This window comes from Pseudomonas sp. MF08831 (assembly GCF_059862645.1).
Genome location: NZ_JCBCUX010000003.1, coordinates 233,416 through 248,525, shown reverse-complemented (window position 1 = coordinate 248,525; position 15,110 = coordinate 233,416). Strand labels below are relative to the sequence as shown.

15 protein-coding genes are annotated in these 15,110 nt (G+C 61.0%); 9 read left to right on the top strand and 6 right to left on the bottom strand.

Going from position 1 to position 15,110, the window contains the following annotated elements; all coding sequences use genetic code 11:
* Positions 1 to 14: 14 nt before the first annotated feature.
* From AC19YS_RS07370 to rsd, 4 genes are all read left to right on the top strand, one after another.
* Positions 15 to 1,130, top strand: coding sequence for a uroporphyrinogen-III C-methyltransferase (locus AC19YS_RS07370; protein ID WP_106575817.1), 1,116 nt, complete (start codon positions 15 to 17; stop codon positions 1,128 to 1,130).
* A 5-nt stretch (positions 1,131 to 1,135) separates the two neighbouring features.
* Positions 1,136 to 2,377 (top strand): heme biosynthesis protein HemY, encoded by a 1,242-nt coding sequence (locus tag AC19YS_RS07365; RefSeq protein WP_500601343.1) that lies wholly within the window; start codon positions 1,136 to 1,138, stop codon positions 2,375 to 2,377.
* A 236-nt stretch (positions 2,378 to 2,613) separates the two neighbouring features.
* Entirely contained in the window at positions 2,614 to 3,135 is a 522-nt protein-coding gene (locus tag AC19YS_RS07360) for a disulfide bond formation protein B (protein WP_200622378.1), read from the top strand.
* Between the two features lie 209 nt (positions 3,136 to 3,344).
* Entirely contained in the window at positions 3,345 to 3,803 is a 459-nt protein-coding gene (gene rsd, locus AC19YS_RS07355; protein ID WP_200622377.1) for a sigma D regulator, read from the top strand.
* A 53-nt stretch (positions 3,804 to 3,856) separates the two neighbouring features.
* Here rsd and AC19YS_RS07350 read toward each other — a convergent pair whose 3' ends face one another.
* Complete coding sequence (locus tag AC19YS_RS07350; RefSeq protein ID WP_119737275.1) at positions 3,857 to 4,534, bottom strand: FKBP-type peptidyl-prolyl cis-trans isomerase; 678 nt, start codon at positions 4,532 to 4,534, stop codon at positions 3,857 to 3,859.
* Between the two features lie 192 nt (positions 4,535 to 4,726).
* Between AC19YS_RS07350 and AC19YS_RS07345 the strand changes: the two genes are divergently transcribed.
* The gene (locus AC19YS_RS07345; RefSeq protein WP_448201947.1) at positions 4,727 to 5,959 is read left to right on the top strand and encodes an AlgP family protein; all 1,233 of its coding nucleotides are present in this window, start codon (positions 4,727 to 4,729) and stop codon (positions 5,957 to 5,959) included.
* Here the strand turns inward: AC19YS_RS07345 and AC19YS_RS07340 are convergent.
* The gene (locus tag AC19YS_RS07340; protein WP_200622365.1) at positions 5,956 to 6,420 is read right to left on the bottom strand and encodes a TIGR02444 family protein; all 465 of its coding nucleotides are present in this window, start codon (positions 6,418 to 6,420) and stop codon (positions 5,956 to 5,958) included. The genes AC19YS_RS07345 and AC19YS_RS07340 overlap by 4 nt on opposite strands.
* 50 nt (positions 6,421 to 6,470) lie before the next feature.
* Between AC19YS_RS07340 and AC19YS_RS07335 the strand changes: the two genes are divergently transcribed.
* From AC19YS_RS07335 to AC19YS_RS07325, 3 genes are all read left to right on the top strand, one after another.
* Positions 6,471 to 8,381, top strand: a complete 1,911-nt coding sequence (locus AC19YS_RS07335; protein ID WP_119737279.1) for an ATP-binding cassette domain-containing protein — start codon at positions 6,471 to 6,473, stop codon at positions 8,379 to 8,381.
* A complete protein-coding gene (locus AC19YS_RS07330) occupies positions 8,381 to 8,953 on the top strand; it encodes a mechanosensitive ion channel family protein (protein WP_106575809.1) in 573 nt (190 codons plus the stop codon). The genes AC19YS_RS07335 and AC19YS_RS07330 overlap by 1 nt, the downstream gene beginning before the upstream one ends.
* A gap of 89 nt (positions 8,954 to 9,042) precedes the next feature.
* Positions 9,043 to 9,675, top strand: a complete 633-nt coding sequence (locus AC19YS_RS07325) for a LysE family transporter (RefSeq protein ID WP_106575808.1) — start codon at positions 9,043 to 9,045, stop codon at positions 9,673 to 9,675.
* Between the two features lie 138 nt (positions 9,676 to 9,813).
* On the opposite strand, the gene AC19YS_RS07320 is transcribed toward AC19YS_RS07325, so the two are convergent.
* Genes AC19YS_RS07320 through AC19YS_RS07305 form a run of 4 tightly spaced genes read right to left on the bottom strand, consistent with a single transcriptional unit; the run spans position 9,814 to position 12,957 of the window.
* Entirely contained in the window at positions 9,814 to 10,554 is a 741-nt protein-coding gene (locus AC19YS_RS07320; RefSeq protein WP_106575806.1) for a penicillin-binding protein activator LpoB, read from the bottom strand.
* Positions 10,555 to 10,557: 3 nt separating this feature from the next.
* Entirely contained in the window at positions 10,558 to 11,145 is a 588-nt protein-coding gene (gene lpoB / locus AC19YS_RS07315) for a penicillin-binding protein activator LpoB (RefSeq protein WP_106575805.1), read from the bottom strand.
* Between the two features lie 35 nt (positions 11,146 to 11,180).
* Positions 11,181 to 11,552, bottom strand: a complete 372-nt coding sequence (locus AC19YS_RS07310) for a YcfL family putative periplasmic lipoprotein (protein WP_106575804.1) — start codon at positions 11,550 to 11,552, stop codon at positions 11,181 to 11,183.
* A 10-nt stretch (positions 11,553 to 11,562) separates the two neighbouring features.
* On the bottom strand, positions 11,563 to 12,957 hold the full coding sequence (locus AC19YS_RS07305) for a COG3014 family protein (RefSeq protein WP_200622354.1): 1,395 nt from the start codon (positions 12,955 to 12,957) through the stop codon (positions 11,563 to 11,565).
* Positions 12,958 to 13,214: 257 nt separating this feature from the next.
* Here AC19YS_RS07305 and AC19YS_RS07300 point away from each other — a divergent pair, with 257 nt between their 5' ends.
* Positions 13,215 to 15,110 carry an FTR1 family protein gene (locus AC19YS_RS07300; protein WP_169367822.1) on the top strand — a complete coding sequence of 632 codons (1,896 nt, stop codon included), beginning with the start codon at positions 13,215 to 13,217 and terminating at the stop codon, positions 15,108 to 15,110.

The following is a 15,110-nucleotide window of genomic DNA, read 5'->3' as shown; positions in this document are numbered from 1 at the left end:
CAAAGGACGGATACGTGAGCGAAACAGCCTTGCCTAAAGATGAAACCCAGCCCGCACTCGATGCGCCGGTTGAGTCACCGGTCGCCGCGCCACGCCGTGGCAATGGCCTGGCAATCGTGGCCTTGTTGCTCGGCGCCGCAGGTGTCGCCGCTGGCGGATGGGGCATTTGGCAGGTCCGCGCCCTGCAAGCCGGCAGTCAACAACAGTCGAGCCAGGTGCAGGCACTCGACGAGCAATCCCAATCCCTCAAGCAGAGCCAGCAACAGCTGACTACCCGACTGGCGCAATTGCCCGGTGCAGATGAGCTGGAAGAGCGCCGCCGTCTGGTAGCCCAGTTGCAGGGCGATCAGCAGCGTTTGAGCCAGCGCCTGGAAACCGTGCTGGGTGCCAGTCGCCAGGACTGGCGTCTGGCTGAAGCCGAGCATTTGATCCGTCTGGCCAGCTTGCGTTTGTCTGCCCTGCAGGACATCAACAGCGCGCAGTCACTGGTCCAGGGGGCGGACGAAATTCTGCGTGAGCAAAGTGATCCGGGCTCCTACGCCGCACGCGAGCAACTGGCCAAGAGCCTTGCCGCGTTGCGCAGTACCGAGCAGCCGGACCGCACCGGGCTTTATCTGCAACTCGCCGCGCTGCGCGATCAGGTTGTACAACTGGCGGCTATTGCCCCGGAATATCAGCTCAGCGAGCCGGGCTCTCAAGGTCGTCCGACCAGCGATACGCAAGGTCGCCTGAGCCAATGGTGGGAGGAGATTTCCCGCTACTTCCGCATCGACTTCAACCCGGACGACAACATTCGACCGTTGCTCGCCGGTCAAGGCCTGAATCAGGTACGCCTGGCGTTGAGCCTGGCTCTTGAGCAGGCGCAATGGGCTGCGCTCAATGGTGAAACGGCGGTGTACAGCCGTTCCCTGGGCGAGGCGCGCAGTGTCCTGCAAGATAACTTCAACCAGGACAACCCGCAGAGCAAAGCGATGCTTGCGCGTATCGCCGAGCTTGAGCCCAAGGCCGTTTCCGTGGTCACGCCTGACCTGGCGGCCAGCCTGGCCGCCGTGCAGGCCTACCTCGAACGTCGTCATCTGTCTGCCGATGAAGCTAAGGCGTCGGCGGGCACGCCGGCGACCCAGGAGTAGAGCCGATGAAGCGTTTCTATGTGATCCTGGTCCTGGCGATAGCAATCGCCCTGGCGCTGGGCGTGGGCATTTCCAAGCACGCCGGCTACGTGCTGATTACCTATCCCCATCTGCTGCATTACGAGTCGAGCCTGTGGGCGACGCTGGTGGCCGTGTTTGCCGTCGGCCTGGCGATCTATCTGATCCGTGTGTTGCTGAGCCTGCTCAGCACCTCCGGTGGTGTGGTCAACCCATGGTCGCGACGTAACCGCAGTCGCCGGGTACAAATTGCGATTGAGCAGGGCCAGCTGGACCTCGCCGAAGGTCGCTGGGCCAGTGCCGAACGCCACCTGCACCGCGCCGCCGAAGCGGAGCGCCAGCCACTGCTGTACTACCTTGGCGCGGCACGTGCGGCCAATGAGCAGGGCCGTTATGAAGAATCCGACGGTTTGCTGGAGCGCGCTCTGGAGCGCCAGCCCCAGGCTGAGCTGGCGGTTGCCTTGAGCCATGCGCAATTGCAGATGGACCGTGGCGATACAGAAGGCGCCTTGGTGACCTTGCAGGCGATGCACGAGCGCCATCCGCACAATCCGCAGGTGTTGCGACAGTTGCAGCGTCTGCATCAGCAGCGGGGCGATTGGTCATCAGTGATTCGCTTGTTGCCGGAGCTGCGAAAAGACAAAGTCCTTCCCGCCAGCGAGCTGGCCGAGCTGGAGCGTCGCGCCTGGGGTGAAAACCTCGGGCTGGCGGCCCAGCGTGAAGAGCAGGGTGAAGCAGGCTTGCAGTCTCTTGATCGGGCGTGGGAGCAACTCACATCCGCCCAGCGCCATGAGCCGCAGCTGGTTCTGGCATACGCCGAGCAACTGCGCCGGCTGGGGGCCGACGCCAAGGCTGAGGACGTGCTGCGCAGCGCCATCAAGCGCGGCTATGACAGCCACTTGATCCGGCTTTATGGTTTGTTGCGGGGCGCTGATTCGGCCCGGCAATTGAAGTTTGCCGAAGGCTGGCTCAAGGATCACCCGGGTGACGCCAGCTTGCTGCTGACCCTGGGTCGCTTGTGCCTGCAAAACAGCTTGTGGGGCAAGGCGCGGGATTACCTTGAAAGCAGCCTGCAGGTTCAACGCAACCCTGAGGCTTGCGCTGAGCTGGCACGGCTGTTGGCCCAATTGGGTGACACCGAGCGCAGCAATCAGCTGTTCCAGGAGGGTCTGGGGCTGCTGGACAGTCGCTTGCTGGCATCACCCTTGCCCATGCCCGCGCGGGTTTGAAGTAGGAAAGTTGGCGAAGGTTGGCTCGGACGTTTCTGAGAGCCAACCCTTCGTTAGCCTGTAAATACTGGGTCTAAAGCGCTACGTAGTAAATTCCTACTGATAGCTGCTTAAAGTCATCCAGGGTCTGACGAGATATCCCTATGCTCTCGCGGAATTGTCTGCTCTAACGAGTATTGAAAGGGGTCAGGCCTTTCCTCTACCGTGACGGCCTATCTCTTGCGGTACGGATAACAATGTCTTTGGCCCCTTCACGCTCCTTGTTTTTCCTGGCGTTCATGGCTGGTGTGCTGACGTTGGGCGCGTCGTTTTATCTTGAGTACGGCGCGTTGCTACGCCCGTGTTTCCTTTGCCAGCTGCAACGTATCTTTCTGGCAGCCTTCACGCTGATCAATCTGATCGCGGCGATTCATAATCCAAAGCGCTCTGCGGTTTACCTCTACGGGTTTGCCAGCATGGGCTGCGCATTGCTCGGCGCTATCACTGCCGTACGCCAGGTGCTGCTACAAAATGCCGCACCGGGGCAGACCACCGATTGTTGGCCAAGCCTGCACTACATGATTGAAAACCTGTCGCTGTGGCAAGCACTGCAGTTGACCGTCAAAGGCACTGTCGATTGCGTTGAGATCAACTGGACACTGCTCGATCTCAGCGTTCCCGAATGGAGCTTACTGTTCTTCCTGGCCATGCTGATGCTGGGCATCCTGCAGTTTTCGCGGTTGTTTTTAAGTCGCCGATGGGGTCTCGCAAGGCCTTGAAAGTGTGTCGCGGGTCGTAGGACGGGATTAAACACTTGTATGAACTTTCTCTCCTGCGTACCTTGAAGCCATAGTCATGCGGGCATAATCTGGCCCGCACGCATTATCGAAACCGTTTGCCAAATGCGGCCTTGTCCGGCTGCTGCTTTTATCCTTGAGTGTTGCGCGGGCACAGGCGGCAGCGCCCCCTATAGGGAAGAGAGATCATCATGCTGGAAAGTTGTCAGAATGCTCAGGAACGCTGGGGTGGGGTGCACAAGCTGATCGACAGCTGGTTGAAGGCACGTCACGAACTGGTTCGGGCCTTTGATGCTCTTGGCGCCAAGCCCGAAGCATTGGGTGAGAATCGCGAGCCGCTGCAAGACTTTTGCGTTGTGTTGGTGGACTACGTGTCTGCCGGACATTTCGGCGTCTACGAACAACTGACCAAAGAGGCGGAAGCCTTTGATGATCAGCGTGGTCTGGACTTGGCCGAGACCATCTACCCGCGCATCGATGTCATCACGGAAAAACTGCTGGTGTTCACCGAATTGTGCGATGCCGGCAAATGTGTTGCCGAAAAATTCAAAGAGCTTGGCGGGTTACTGCACGAACGTTTCGAGCTGGAAGATTGCCTGATCGAAGTGTTGCACAACGCTCACAAAGAAGAGGCCGCCACCCAGGCCTGAGCCTTGGCGGCGAGACAAAAAACGGTGCGCATGGCGCACCGTTTTTTATTGGGTCAATGGCGAGTGCCGAGCAGTTCGATCTCGAACACCAGCGGCGTATAAGCAGGGATCAACTCGCCAGCACCGTCGGCGCCATAGGCTTGGGCGGAAGGGATCACCAGACGCCATTTCGCGCCTACCGGCATCTGTTGCAGCGCGCTGCTCCAGCCGCTGATCACACTGTCCAGGCGAAACCATTGCGGTTGTGTGCTCTGATCGAAGACAGTCCCATCGGGCAACCGCCCTACGTATTTCACTTGCACCTCATCACTGGCCAACGGCTTGCTGCCGGTACCCGGCGTCAGCTCCGTCAGCAGGATGCCATTCGATAACTCACGCACGCCGGCTGTTGCTTTTTCCTTGGATAAAAATTGCTGTTCGGCAGCGAGTGCTTTTTCGCTTTGCGGTGCCTCAGCCTCGGCCGCGCTCTGTGCTTCGTGCTCGGCGAGGATCTGCTCGATCCGTGCATTGTCCAGCGCCAGTGGTTTGCCTTGATAGGCTTGTTTAAGGCCATCGATCAACGCCTGGATCTGCAGGTCGGGCACTTCCTGGCGCAGTCGTTCGCCGAGGCTGGCGCCCAAGCTGTAAGCAAGGTCGTGCGGGTCTTGGGCTGTAGTTTTTGACGGCGATTGTTCTGCCGCATGGGTCATGGAAACCACCAAGCCAAGCATTAAAAAAAGGTAACGCGACATGGTTATTCTCCCGCCGAAAGTGCGACGGATTATGCCAGTGTGAGTGCGTAAAAAGTGCCGTGGTTTTTCGTTATATCGATAAGAATTTTCCTACGGTGCAACGCAAGGCAAACGATACTGTCAACATGCCCTAGCGGCGGTAAGAGCAGAGGGCTAGTATGAGCCGCACCCACGTCAGCCAGGAGGTAAACCATGTCGGCCAAACAGAAGCCTGTAAATACCCCGTTGCATTTACTCCAACAACTTTCGGGCAGCTTGCTCGAACATCTGGAAAGCGCGTGTTCCCAAGCCTTGGCTGATGCAGAAAAACTGCTCGCCAAATTGGAAAAACAACGCGGTAAAGCGCAAGAAAAGCTGCACAAATCCCGTACCAAACTGCAAGACGCCGCCACCGCCGGCAAGGCCAAGGCACAAGCCAAAGCCAAAGACGCCGTCAAAGAACTTGAGGATCTGCTGGACGCCCTCAAGGATCGCCAAGCTGAAACCCGCACCTACATTTCCCAACTCAAACGCGATGCTCAGGAAAGCCTGAAGCTGGCCCAGGGCGTTGGTCGTGTGAAAGAAGCCGTGGCTAAAGCACTGGGTGCTCGCACGCCAGCAAAAGCCGTTGCGTCGAAGGCTTCGACTAAAGCAGCGTCCAAATCCGCGGGCAAAACTGCTGCTGCAAAACCAGCTGCTAAAACTGCTGCTGTAAAATCAGCCGCCAAGCCAGCCGCTAAAACTGCTGCTGCAAAACCAGCCGCCAAACCAGCCGCTAAAACTGCTGCTGCAAAACCAGCCGCCAAACCAGCTGCCAAAACTGCTGCTGCAAAACCGGCCGCCAAGCCAGCCGCTAAAACTGCAGCTGCAAAACCAGCCGCGAAGCCAGCCGCTAAAACTGCAGCTGCAAAACCAGCCGCCAAGCCAGCTGCCAAAACCGCTGCTGCAAAACCGGCCGCCAAGCCAGCCGCTAAAACTGCAGCTGCAAAACCGGCCGCCAAGCCAGCCGCTAAAACTGCAGCTGCAAAACCAGCCGCCAAGCCAGCTGCCAAAACCGCTGCTGCAAAACCGGCCGCCAAGCCAGCCGCTAAAACTGCTGCTGCCAAACCAGCCGCCAAGCCAGCTGCCAAAACTGCTGTTGCAAAACCAGCTGCCAAGCCAGCCGCTAAAACTGCTGCTGTAAAACCAGCCGTCAAGCCAGCCGCTAAACCCGCTGCTGCAAAACCAGCGGCCAAGCCAGCTGCCAAACCGGCTGCTGCAAAACCAGCTGCCAAGCCAGCCGCAAAACCCGCTGCTGCAAAGCCAGCCGCCAAGCCTGCACCGGCCAAGCCAGCAACCCCTGCAGCTCCGGCTGCTACCCCGGCACCGTCCACCGCTCCAACTGCGTCGGCCAGCAGCACGCCTGCACCGGTAGCGCCAAGCACCACCCCAACCAGCGCTTCCTAAGTGCCGGTGGCCTCGACGCGCAGCGACTGCAGCGCGTCGTGGTCAAGGTTGGCGGCTTCGGTCGCCAAGCCTTCAAGCCATCTCGATTGACCCCCTTTCTCGCCCGTCGGCCATGCTTGCGCCAACGCTTGCAGGCGTGTCAGCAACTGCCGTTCAGCTTCCAACTCCAGGGCCTTGACCCTTTCGCGTAGCGTCGCCAATTGCGCATCCTGCTGCGCCATGGCTCGCCATTGCACGCGTATCTGCCGCAATGGTTCGACCACGTCTTGCTGCCACGGCTGCGCAATCTGGCGCAACGCCTGCATGCGTTCGGCGGTCGGTGCAACACCGCGCTGCTCCAGCCAGGCGCCGCAGAGCAACAGGCACACATCCGCGCCTTGTGCCTGCAAGCGCAGGCAAGCGGCTTCGACGCCCGAGTGGGCATACGTCGAGAGGGCAAAGCTCCACAGGTCAGCGCACATATTCACACCCAAGCCAGCGGCCAACGAAGCTGGTAGACTCCGCCGCCATTATGATCCGACTTCAAAGCCTAACATTACAGCGTGGCCCGCAACGTCTTCTTGAAGACGCCGAGCTGACCCTGCACGCCGGTCACAAAGCCGGCCTGATCGGTGCCAACGGCGCCGGCAAATCCACGTTGTTCGCCCTGTTGCTCGGTGAGCTGACCCCGGATTCCGGGAACTGCCTGCTGCCGGCCGACTGGCGCATCGCCCATATGCGCCAGGAGATCGACACCCTGGACCGCATCGCGATCGACTACGTGCTCGATGGCGACCTGCGCCTGCGCCAGGTACAACACGACCTGGCCGAGGCCGAGAAAGCCCAGGACGGCGCCGCCCAGGCCCGCCTGCACTCGGAACTCGACAGTGCCGACGGCTACACGGCCGACGCTCGCGCCCGCAAGATGCTGGCCGGCCTTGGTTTTACCAATGAACAGATGGACCGCCCGGTCGCCGACTTCTCCGGCGGTTGGCGCATGCGGCTGAACCTGGCCCAGGCGCTGATGTGCCCATCCGACCTGTTGCTGCTCGACGAACCGACCAACCACTTGGACCTCGATGCGATCCTGTGGCTGGAGGATTTCCTCAAGAGCTACCCGGGCACCTTGTTGCTGATTTCCCACGACCGGGATTTCCTCGACGCTGTGGTCGACAATATCGCCCACGTCGAACAGAAGAAAATCACGCTCTACCGTGGCGGCTACACCGCGTTCGAACGCGCCCGCGCCGAACGCCTGGCTCAGCAGCAGCAAGCCTTCGAGAAGCAGCAAGCGCAACGTGCGCACATGGAAAGCTACATCGCCCGGTTCAAGGCCCAGGCCACCAAGGCCCGTCAGGCCCAGAGCCGGATCAAGGCGTTGGAGCGCATGGAAGAGCTGTCGGCGGCCCACGTCGATTCGCCGTTCGACTTCGTGTTCCGCGAGTCGGTAAAGATCTCCAGCCCGTTGCTGGACCTTTCGGATGCACGCCTGGGTTATGGCGACAAAACCATCCTGGAGAAGGTCAAGCTGCAGCTCACGCCGGGTGCGCGTATCGGTTTGCTCGGCCCCAACGGCGCAGGCAAGTCGACGCTGATCAAGAACCTGTCGGGTGAACTGCAACCCCTGGCCGGCCGCCTGACGCGCGGCGAGAACCTGGTGGTGGGCTACTTCGCGCAGCATCAGCTGGATTCCCTCGATTCCAAGGCCAGCCCGTTGCTGCACCTGCAGCGTCTGGCGCCGACCGAACGTGAGCAAACCTTGCGTGACTTCCTTGGTGGCTTCGACTTCCGTGGCGCACGCATCGATGAGCCGGTGTTGAACTTCTCCGGCGGCGAAAAAGCCCGTCTGGCCTTGGCCCTGATCGCCTGGGACCGGCCAAACCTGCTGCTGCTCGACGAACCGACCAACCACCTGGACCTGGAAATGCGCCTGGCGCTGACCATGGCCTTGCAGGAATTCAGTGGTGCGGTACTGGTGGTGTCTCACGATCGCCACTTGCTCAAGAGCACCACCGACAACTTCCTGCTGGTGGCTGACGGCAAAGTTGAAGAGTTCGACGGCGACCTGGACGACTACGCACGGTGGCTGACGGACTACCGTCTGCGCAACGCGCCAGCCAGCAACACGCCGGTCAACCCGGACAAAACTGACAAGAAGGCCCAGCGCCAGGCCGCCGCCGCACTGCGCCAGCAGTTGGCGCCGCACAAGCGCGAAGCCGACAAGCTGGAAGCCGAGCTGGGCAAGGTGCACGAGCGCCTGGCCAGGATCGAAACCAGCCTGGGCGACAGCGCCGTGTACGAGGCGGCGCGCAAGGACGAGTTGCGCGACCTGTTGGCCGAACAAGCCAAGCTCAAGGTGCGTGAAGGTCAGTTAGAGGAAACCTGGATGGAAGCCCTCGAACTGCTGGAAACCCTGCAAGCGGAGCTGGAGGCGCTGTCCTGATGGAAGCGCTGCAATTGCCATTGCCGACGCAGTGGGTCGAACCGGTCTGGATCGCTGTGCAAATCCTGCTGATCCTGCTGGCGGGTTATCTCGCCCAGCGCTTCGTCGCCAAGGGTCTGAATCGTCTGGGGGAGCGCTACCCGTTCCCGCCACAACTGCTGATGCCCCTGCGTGGCGGCCTGCGCTGGCTGATCATGGGCAGCGCGTTGATCTTTGTGCTGGGCCGTCTTGGTGTGTCAGCCACGGTGCTGTGGACGGCGCTGTCGGGGTTTGTCGCAGTGGCCGCCGTGGCGTTTTTCGCGATGTGGTCGGTGCTGTCCAACCTGCTGTGCGCGATCTTGATTTTCACCGTCGGGCCGTTCCGCCTGGGTGACATCGTCGAGTTGGTGGATACCGTCGACAAACCGGGCGTCAAAGGCCGGGTCGTGGCGATCAACCTGCTCTACACCACATTGATCGAAGTGCAGGACGCCGGTACCGACAGTGCGATGGTGCAAGTGCCTAACAGCCTGTTCTTCCAGCGCTCGGTGCGGCGTTGGCCCGGCACCCATGTGTTTCCGGGCGACCGCTAGTATTTACATCCTGTAAAAATATCTAGCCAGCCTTTGCTCGGCGGAGTTAGCTTTAGGCTCAACCGCTAACTCTCCCTCTGAGGTGTGTAATGGCACTCGACACATGGCTGGCCTTTTTTGTGGCCAGTTGGATCATCTCCCTGTCCCCCGGCGCTGGCGCCATCGCGTCGATGTCCAGCGGCCTGCAATACGGTTTCCTGCGCGGCTATTGGAATGCCATTGGCCTGCAACTGGGCCTGGCGATGCAGATTGCTGTGGTCGCGGGTGGCCTGGGTGCCATTCTGGCGGCGTCCTCGAACGCGTTTTATGCGATCAAATGGTTTGGCGTGGCGTACCTGGTGTACCTCGCGGTCAAGCAATGGCGCGCGCTGCCCATGGACATGAGCGAAGATTCAGCCATACGCCCGATCGGCAAGCCGCTGGCGATGATGTTCCGTGGTTTTCTGGTCAATGCCAGCAACCCCAAGGCGCTGGTGTTCATGCTGGCGGTGCTGCCGCAGTTCGTGAACCCGCAGGCGCCACTGCTGATTCAGTACCTGATCCTGGGCGCGACCATGATCTGCGTCGATATGATCGTGATGGCGGGCTATACGGGGCTGGCGTCGAAGGTCTTGCGCCTGCTGCGCACGCCTAAACAGCAAAAACGCATGAACCGCACCTTTGCCGGGTTGTTTGTGGGGGCTGCGGGTTTCCTGGCCAGTCTGCATCGCGCAACGGCTTGATTGACGAAACCGGATCAAAAATGTGGGAGCCGGCTTGCCTGCGATAGCATCACCGAGGTGTAACTGACGCACCGCAGTGTCTGTATCGCAGGCAAGCCAGCTCCCACATTTGTTATGTGTTGGCTCTGAGACGAGTGCTCAGCGCAGAATCTTCGGCGCTTCGTCCCTTGGCAGGTTGTTGCGCAGCGCAGGCTTGCCGGGTTCTTGATACCCGCCGCCCAGCTGCTCTGCCAATTGCCGGGCCACATCTTCACCCAAGGCTTTCGACACGTCCCTTACCACCCGCGGCCGGTTCAGGCTCACGCGTAGATCGCGGCTGTTCACCAGCTTGGTGTCCTGGCCTTCACCCATCGCGGTAAATGCCGAGGTGATCTCGAAGGTGCGCGTGTTGATCAGGCTGAAATCCGCCACCAGCGTCAGGCCCAGCACGGCCGAGTAGCTGTTGGTGTGGTCCAGCGCGTTGATGTCCTGGGTGAAGTCGATGTCTGACAAGGTGCCGAACAGCACGTAGTCGGCGCCCTTGAAGTTGCCGGCCTTGATGCGCTTGATCACGTCATACACATCGCCCTTGGCGTCGGCGGTGTAAGGCGTGCCCTGTACCAGCTGGAACTGGTGCGACTTGAGAATCTCGCCCTTGATATCACCACTGAATTTACGCAGCTCAGCCTGTTCGATGTAGCTGGTGCGGCTCTCATACTCGCTGTAGCTCGACGCACCGCTGGCCTGATAGGCGCTGGCCTGGAAGTTGTTGCTGGCCGAGACCGCGTGGATGTACTCCTCGACGCGTGCCTCGTAGGCAAGGTCAGTCACCGCGATCTTCGGGGCGGCCGAGGCGCCAAAGGCGCACAGCAGGCCGATCATGCCGATCCATGCACGCATTGCTCAGCGCTCCGTGGTTTTGCGGATTTCTTTCTCGTCCATCCATTCGGCCAGGCCGCTCTCGACGTCGATCAGCTGCAGGCTGAATTTGTAGAAGACGTCTTTGTAGTCCGAGCTGCGCTTGACGATGGAGCTGATGGAGCCTTCCAGGCGGTACTTGGCGGCGACCATATTGCCGGTCTTGCTGACCGTGGCTTTTTTGTACAGGCCACTCTGGTTTTGCAGCTTGAGCTGATCAACCTGGCTCTGCATATCGGTGTTGTCGCTGGCGAAGCGCGCAGTGCCGGTCTTCATCAGCTGGGTCTTGATCGACGTGGTGATCTCACGGGTGTCGATGTACTCGCTGGTCTTGTTCTTCACGTCATACACCTGCACGACCGGGCGGCCCTGCAAGATGCCGGACTGGGCCAGGGAGCGGGTCATGCTTTCGGCGATCATCTGCAGGTCGGTCGAGCCGAACTCGTTGGTGACCAACTCCACGGCCTTAGAGTCGCCGTAGCTGATGTTCTTGCCGCCAAGGACCGGCGAGGTGTTGGAGCAACCGCTGGCCAACAGGGCAACCACGGCGAGAATCGAGACGCGTGCAAACATGGGGAAATCTCTCTGAAAACTGATAGGTGAAGGCTTCAAGGCGTTTTCACTTCAAGACGAAAGTCCGCCGCCTGAGGCAGGTTGGCGATGGCCGGCAGGAAAGTGGCCTGGTTGGCGTACAGGTTCAGCACTTTCCAGGTTTCTTCATCGCCCACCGGGAAGCCGTCGGCGCCCAGCCAGGCAAAGCGGTAATACATCATCTGGTTGCTGCTGGTGATGTTGCTCAGCTGCACCTTGGCGGTGAGAAAGCCATTTTCGCGGGCCACACGAATGGCACCGACGGCGATGCCCTTGAACGTGCCCATCACCACGATTTTGCTGGCGGCGCTGCCAGGCTCCGGCGGCGGCGGGGTGGCACAGCCGGCGAGCAGGACCAGCGCCAGGGCGCCGAGAATGAAATGACGCATAGCGTGCTCCTTAAGGTTGTTTGAGGGCGATGGCCTGGTTGGCAGCACTCGGCACCACGTGGGCCGCGAGGCCGCCCGCGAATACCTGGTTGCCGACCACGCGCAGGGTGATCACTTGATAGCGCTGGTCGGCCTTGACCGTCACCAGCGTGCCGCCCAGGGCGTTGGGCAGGCTGACCTGGTGGTCGCCGTGCTTGAGGCGCAGTCGCGTCACTTGGGTCAGGTCCGGCAGCGTGCGCCAGGTGCGAGTGTCGGCGCCTTCGGTCACGGCCGAGGCGATGCCCAGCACCAGGCCCGCCATGGGGTTGGTCTTGTTCAGGTTGTTCTGCGCCACGCCACGGCTGACCGCACGCACGGTGGTGCGCAGGATGATCCCCGGCATGTCGTCACGCAGCGCGCGGCGCGACATGGCCGTGGTGCTGTTGAGTGCGGTGAGGTTCTGTTGCTTGCCGTCCACGCCGATCTGGCCAAAGGTCGCCGTGGAGTTATCGGCCTTGATCACCGGGAACGACAGCGGGGTGATCACCAGGTTGCCATTGATCGGGATTGGCAATGGCAGGCGGATCGAATCGCGTGCCGGTGCCAGGCCGCTCTGGACCACGATCAGCACGTCGGTCTCATCGGCGCCGCCCCTGGACTTGTCCAGCTCGAGCAACGCCTGCTCCAGCAGCGGCGTGTTGGGGCGCAGCTCGGCGGCCTTGCGGTAGCCGGGCGCAGCCAGGTCTTTTTCGCCGAGGGCTTCGTAGACGAAGCCTGCCAGGTAATGGCTGAACGCACTCTGGTAGCTGTTTTTCAGGCCGACCACATCCGGCGCGTCCAGCGCTTCCACCGGGTAACCGCGCAGGTCTTTGATCTGAGTGGTGACGCCTTGGCGCTCGGCTTCGTTTTCGCGCTTGAGGTATTCCTTGTCGCGCAGGTCGGCGATCACCGCTTCACGTTCGTGGGTCTTCTTGATCTCGGTGCGGGCACCGTCGAAGTCATTCACGGCCAGCAGGTTCAAGGCCATCTGGGTGGTGAGCATGACTTTTTCGTAGTCATAACCTTCGTAGCGACGCACTTTGTCGTTGACCAGGAAGCTGCCGAACTGGGCGAGGTACTTTTCGCTGTCGAACTTGACCGACTCTTCCCACTTGTAGACTTGCAGGTCGGCGCTGCGCCAGGCGGTCTGGCTGCCGGTGAGGTCGCCCTTGGCGCGCAACAGCTCGCCCTTTTCGAAGAAATAGAGCAGGTCTTTGTCGTCGCCGGTATTGTTTTTTTCCAGCAGGGTCAGGGCACCGTCGACATTGCCGGTGGCCAGCTGTTGGTTGGTGGCTTGCAGCTCCGTGTCGTAGCTGCGAAACATCGAACAACCGGACAGCAAGGTCACCGCCGCGAGTGCGAGCGGGGTTAAGGCGCGAAATGCCATACAAACTTCTTCCCTGAAAATAATCAGCCGATGTGCCTATTCCTCATAAAAACGAGGAAATAAATTCCCTTTCGCAATAACAGGGCGCGGCATTATAGGCGCCATTACTGGCAAAACAATGGCTTTTTGCTTCGTTTATTTGTGCGATTGCCATCATGCCGACAGCGATATTTCCATCGCCTTATCACTGCCGTCTTGAGTCAAACCCCTTAACGTTAAACAATGTGTTACTTCGCATTTCCCTTTGAGATTCATTCATGACTGCCCTTTACCGTTTTCTCGCCTGGCTGATGCTGCCGGCGCTGATGTCGTGCAGCTTTAATCTGTTGGCGGCCACTGCCGAGGGCGCGCCTCAAGCCTTGCATCTGCTCGATTACATCGGGGCCGACTACCCGCCGACGGTGGACGCGGGCACGGTCGTGGATGAATCCGAATACCGCGAGCAGGTGGAGTTTCTTGGGGTATTGCAGGGCCTGGTAGCGGATTTACCCGAGAAGCCCGAACGCGCCGATTTGATAAAGGGCGTCAATGAATTGCTGGCGGCGGTGACCGCGCGTGAAGAGGGCACGACCGTCGCCCACCAGGCCCGTCAATTGGGTGCCAAGTTGGCAGTGGCGTACGAAGTCAGCCAGGCTCCGGCGATCACACCAGACCCCACGCGCGGCGCACCGCTCTATGCCCAGCACTGCTCGGTGTGCCACGGCACTGCGGGCGCCGGTGATGGCCCGGCCAGCACCGGCATGACGCCGCCGCCCGCGAACCTGCGTGACGCCGCGCGCCTGGACCGCCTGAGCCTTTACGCGATCTACAACACACTCGGCCTGGGCGTCGAGGGCACTGACATGCCGTCTTTCGCCGACCAACTCGATGACCGTCAACGCTGGGACCTGGCGACCTACATCGCCGGTTTCACTGCTGACCCGGCTGCGGCAAACAGCGAACAACCCTTCAACCTTGCCGACCTGGCCCGCCAGACCCCCAATGAAGTGCTGGCCGCAAACGGCCCGGCCGCCGCCGCGACGTTCCGCGCCCAACGTGCGCAGCCGCCGCAGGTCAAGCGTGGCCCGGCACAGTTGCTCGATTACACCGCGACCACGCTGGACAAGAGCCTCGCCGCGTTCCGTAACGGTGATCACGAACAGGCCTACGACTTGTCGGTAGCCGCCTACCTGGAAGGGTTTGAGCTGGTAGAAAGCTCGTTGGACAACGTCGATGCCAACGTGCGCAAGGACACCGAGAAAGCCCTGATGGCCTACCGGCAGTCATTGCAGGACGGCCTGCCGATCGAGCAGGTGCAACAGCGTCTGGACGTGGCCAAGGGCAAACTCACTGAATCTGCCGGTCTGCTGGGCAGCGATGGCTTGAGCTGGTCGTTGAGCTACATCTCCGGCCTCCTGATTCTGTTGCGTGAAGGTCTGGAAGCGATCCTGGTGCTGGCGGCGATTCTGGCTTTCCTGCGTAACACCGGCCAGCAATCGGCGGTGCGCAGCGTCAACGTCGGTTGGGGCCTGGCGCTGTTGGCCGGGCTGGCGACGTGGGCATTGGCGGCGTATGTGATTGACGTCAGCGGCGCCCAGCGCGAATTGCTTGAGGGCTGCACGGCACTGTTCGCCAGCGTGATGGTGCTGTGGTTGGGCGTGTGGATGCACGACCGACGCCACGCGGCGGCCTGGCAGGATTACATCAAGAGCAGCCTGGTGGGCGGCGGCGGCCGCTTCGGCTTTGCGATGCTGGCGTTCTTCTCGGTGTACCGCGAGCTGTTCGAAGTGATCCTGTTCTACGAAACCCTGTGGCTGCAAGCCGGCCCTGCCGGGCACAACGCGGTGCTGGCCGGTGGCGCCACGGCGCTGGTGCTGCTGGTGGGCCTGGCGTGGGTGATCCTGCGCGGCTCGGCGAAGCTGCCCTTGGCGTTGTTCTTCGGCATCAACGCAGCGCTGCTGTGCGCGCTGTCGGTGGTGTTCGCCGGCCATGGCGTGAAGGCCTTGCAGGAAGCCGGCATCTTCGGCACACGGCCGGTGGCGTTCTTTGACTTCGACTGGCTGGGCATCCACGCCGACGCGTATTCGTTGAGTGCGCAGGCCGTGGCGATCCTGGCGATTGTGGTGCTGTACGGCCGCAGCCGCCTGGCAGAAAAACGCCGCGTGGCAGCCTGA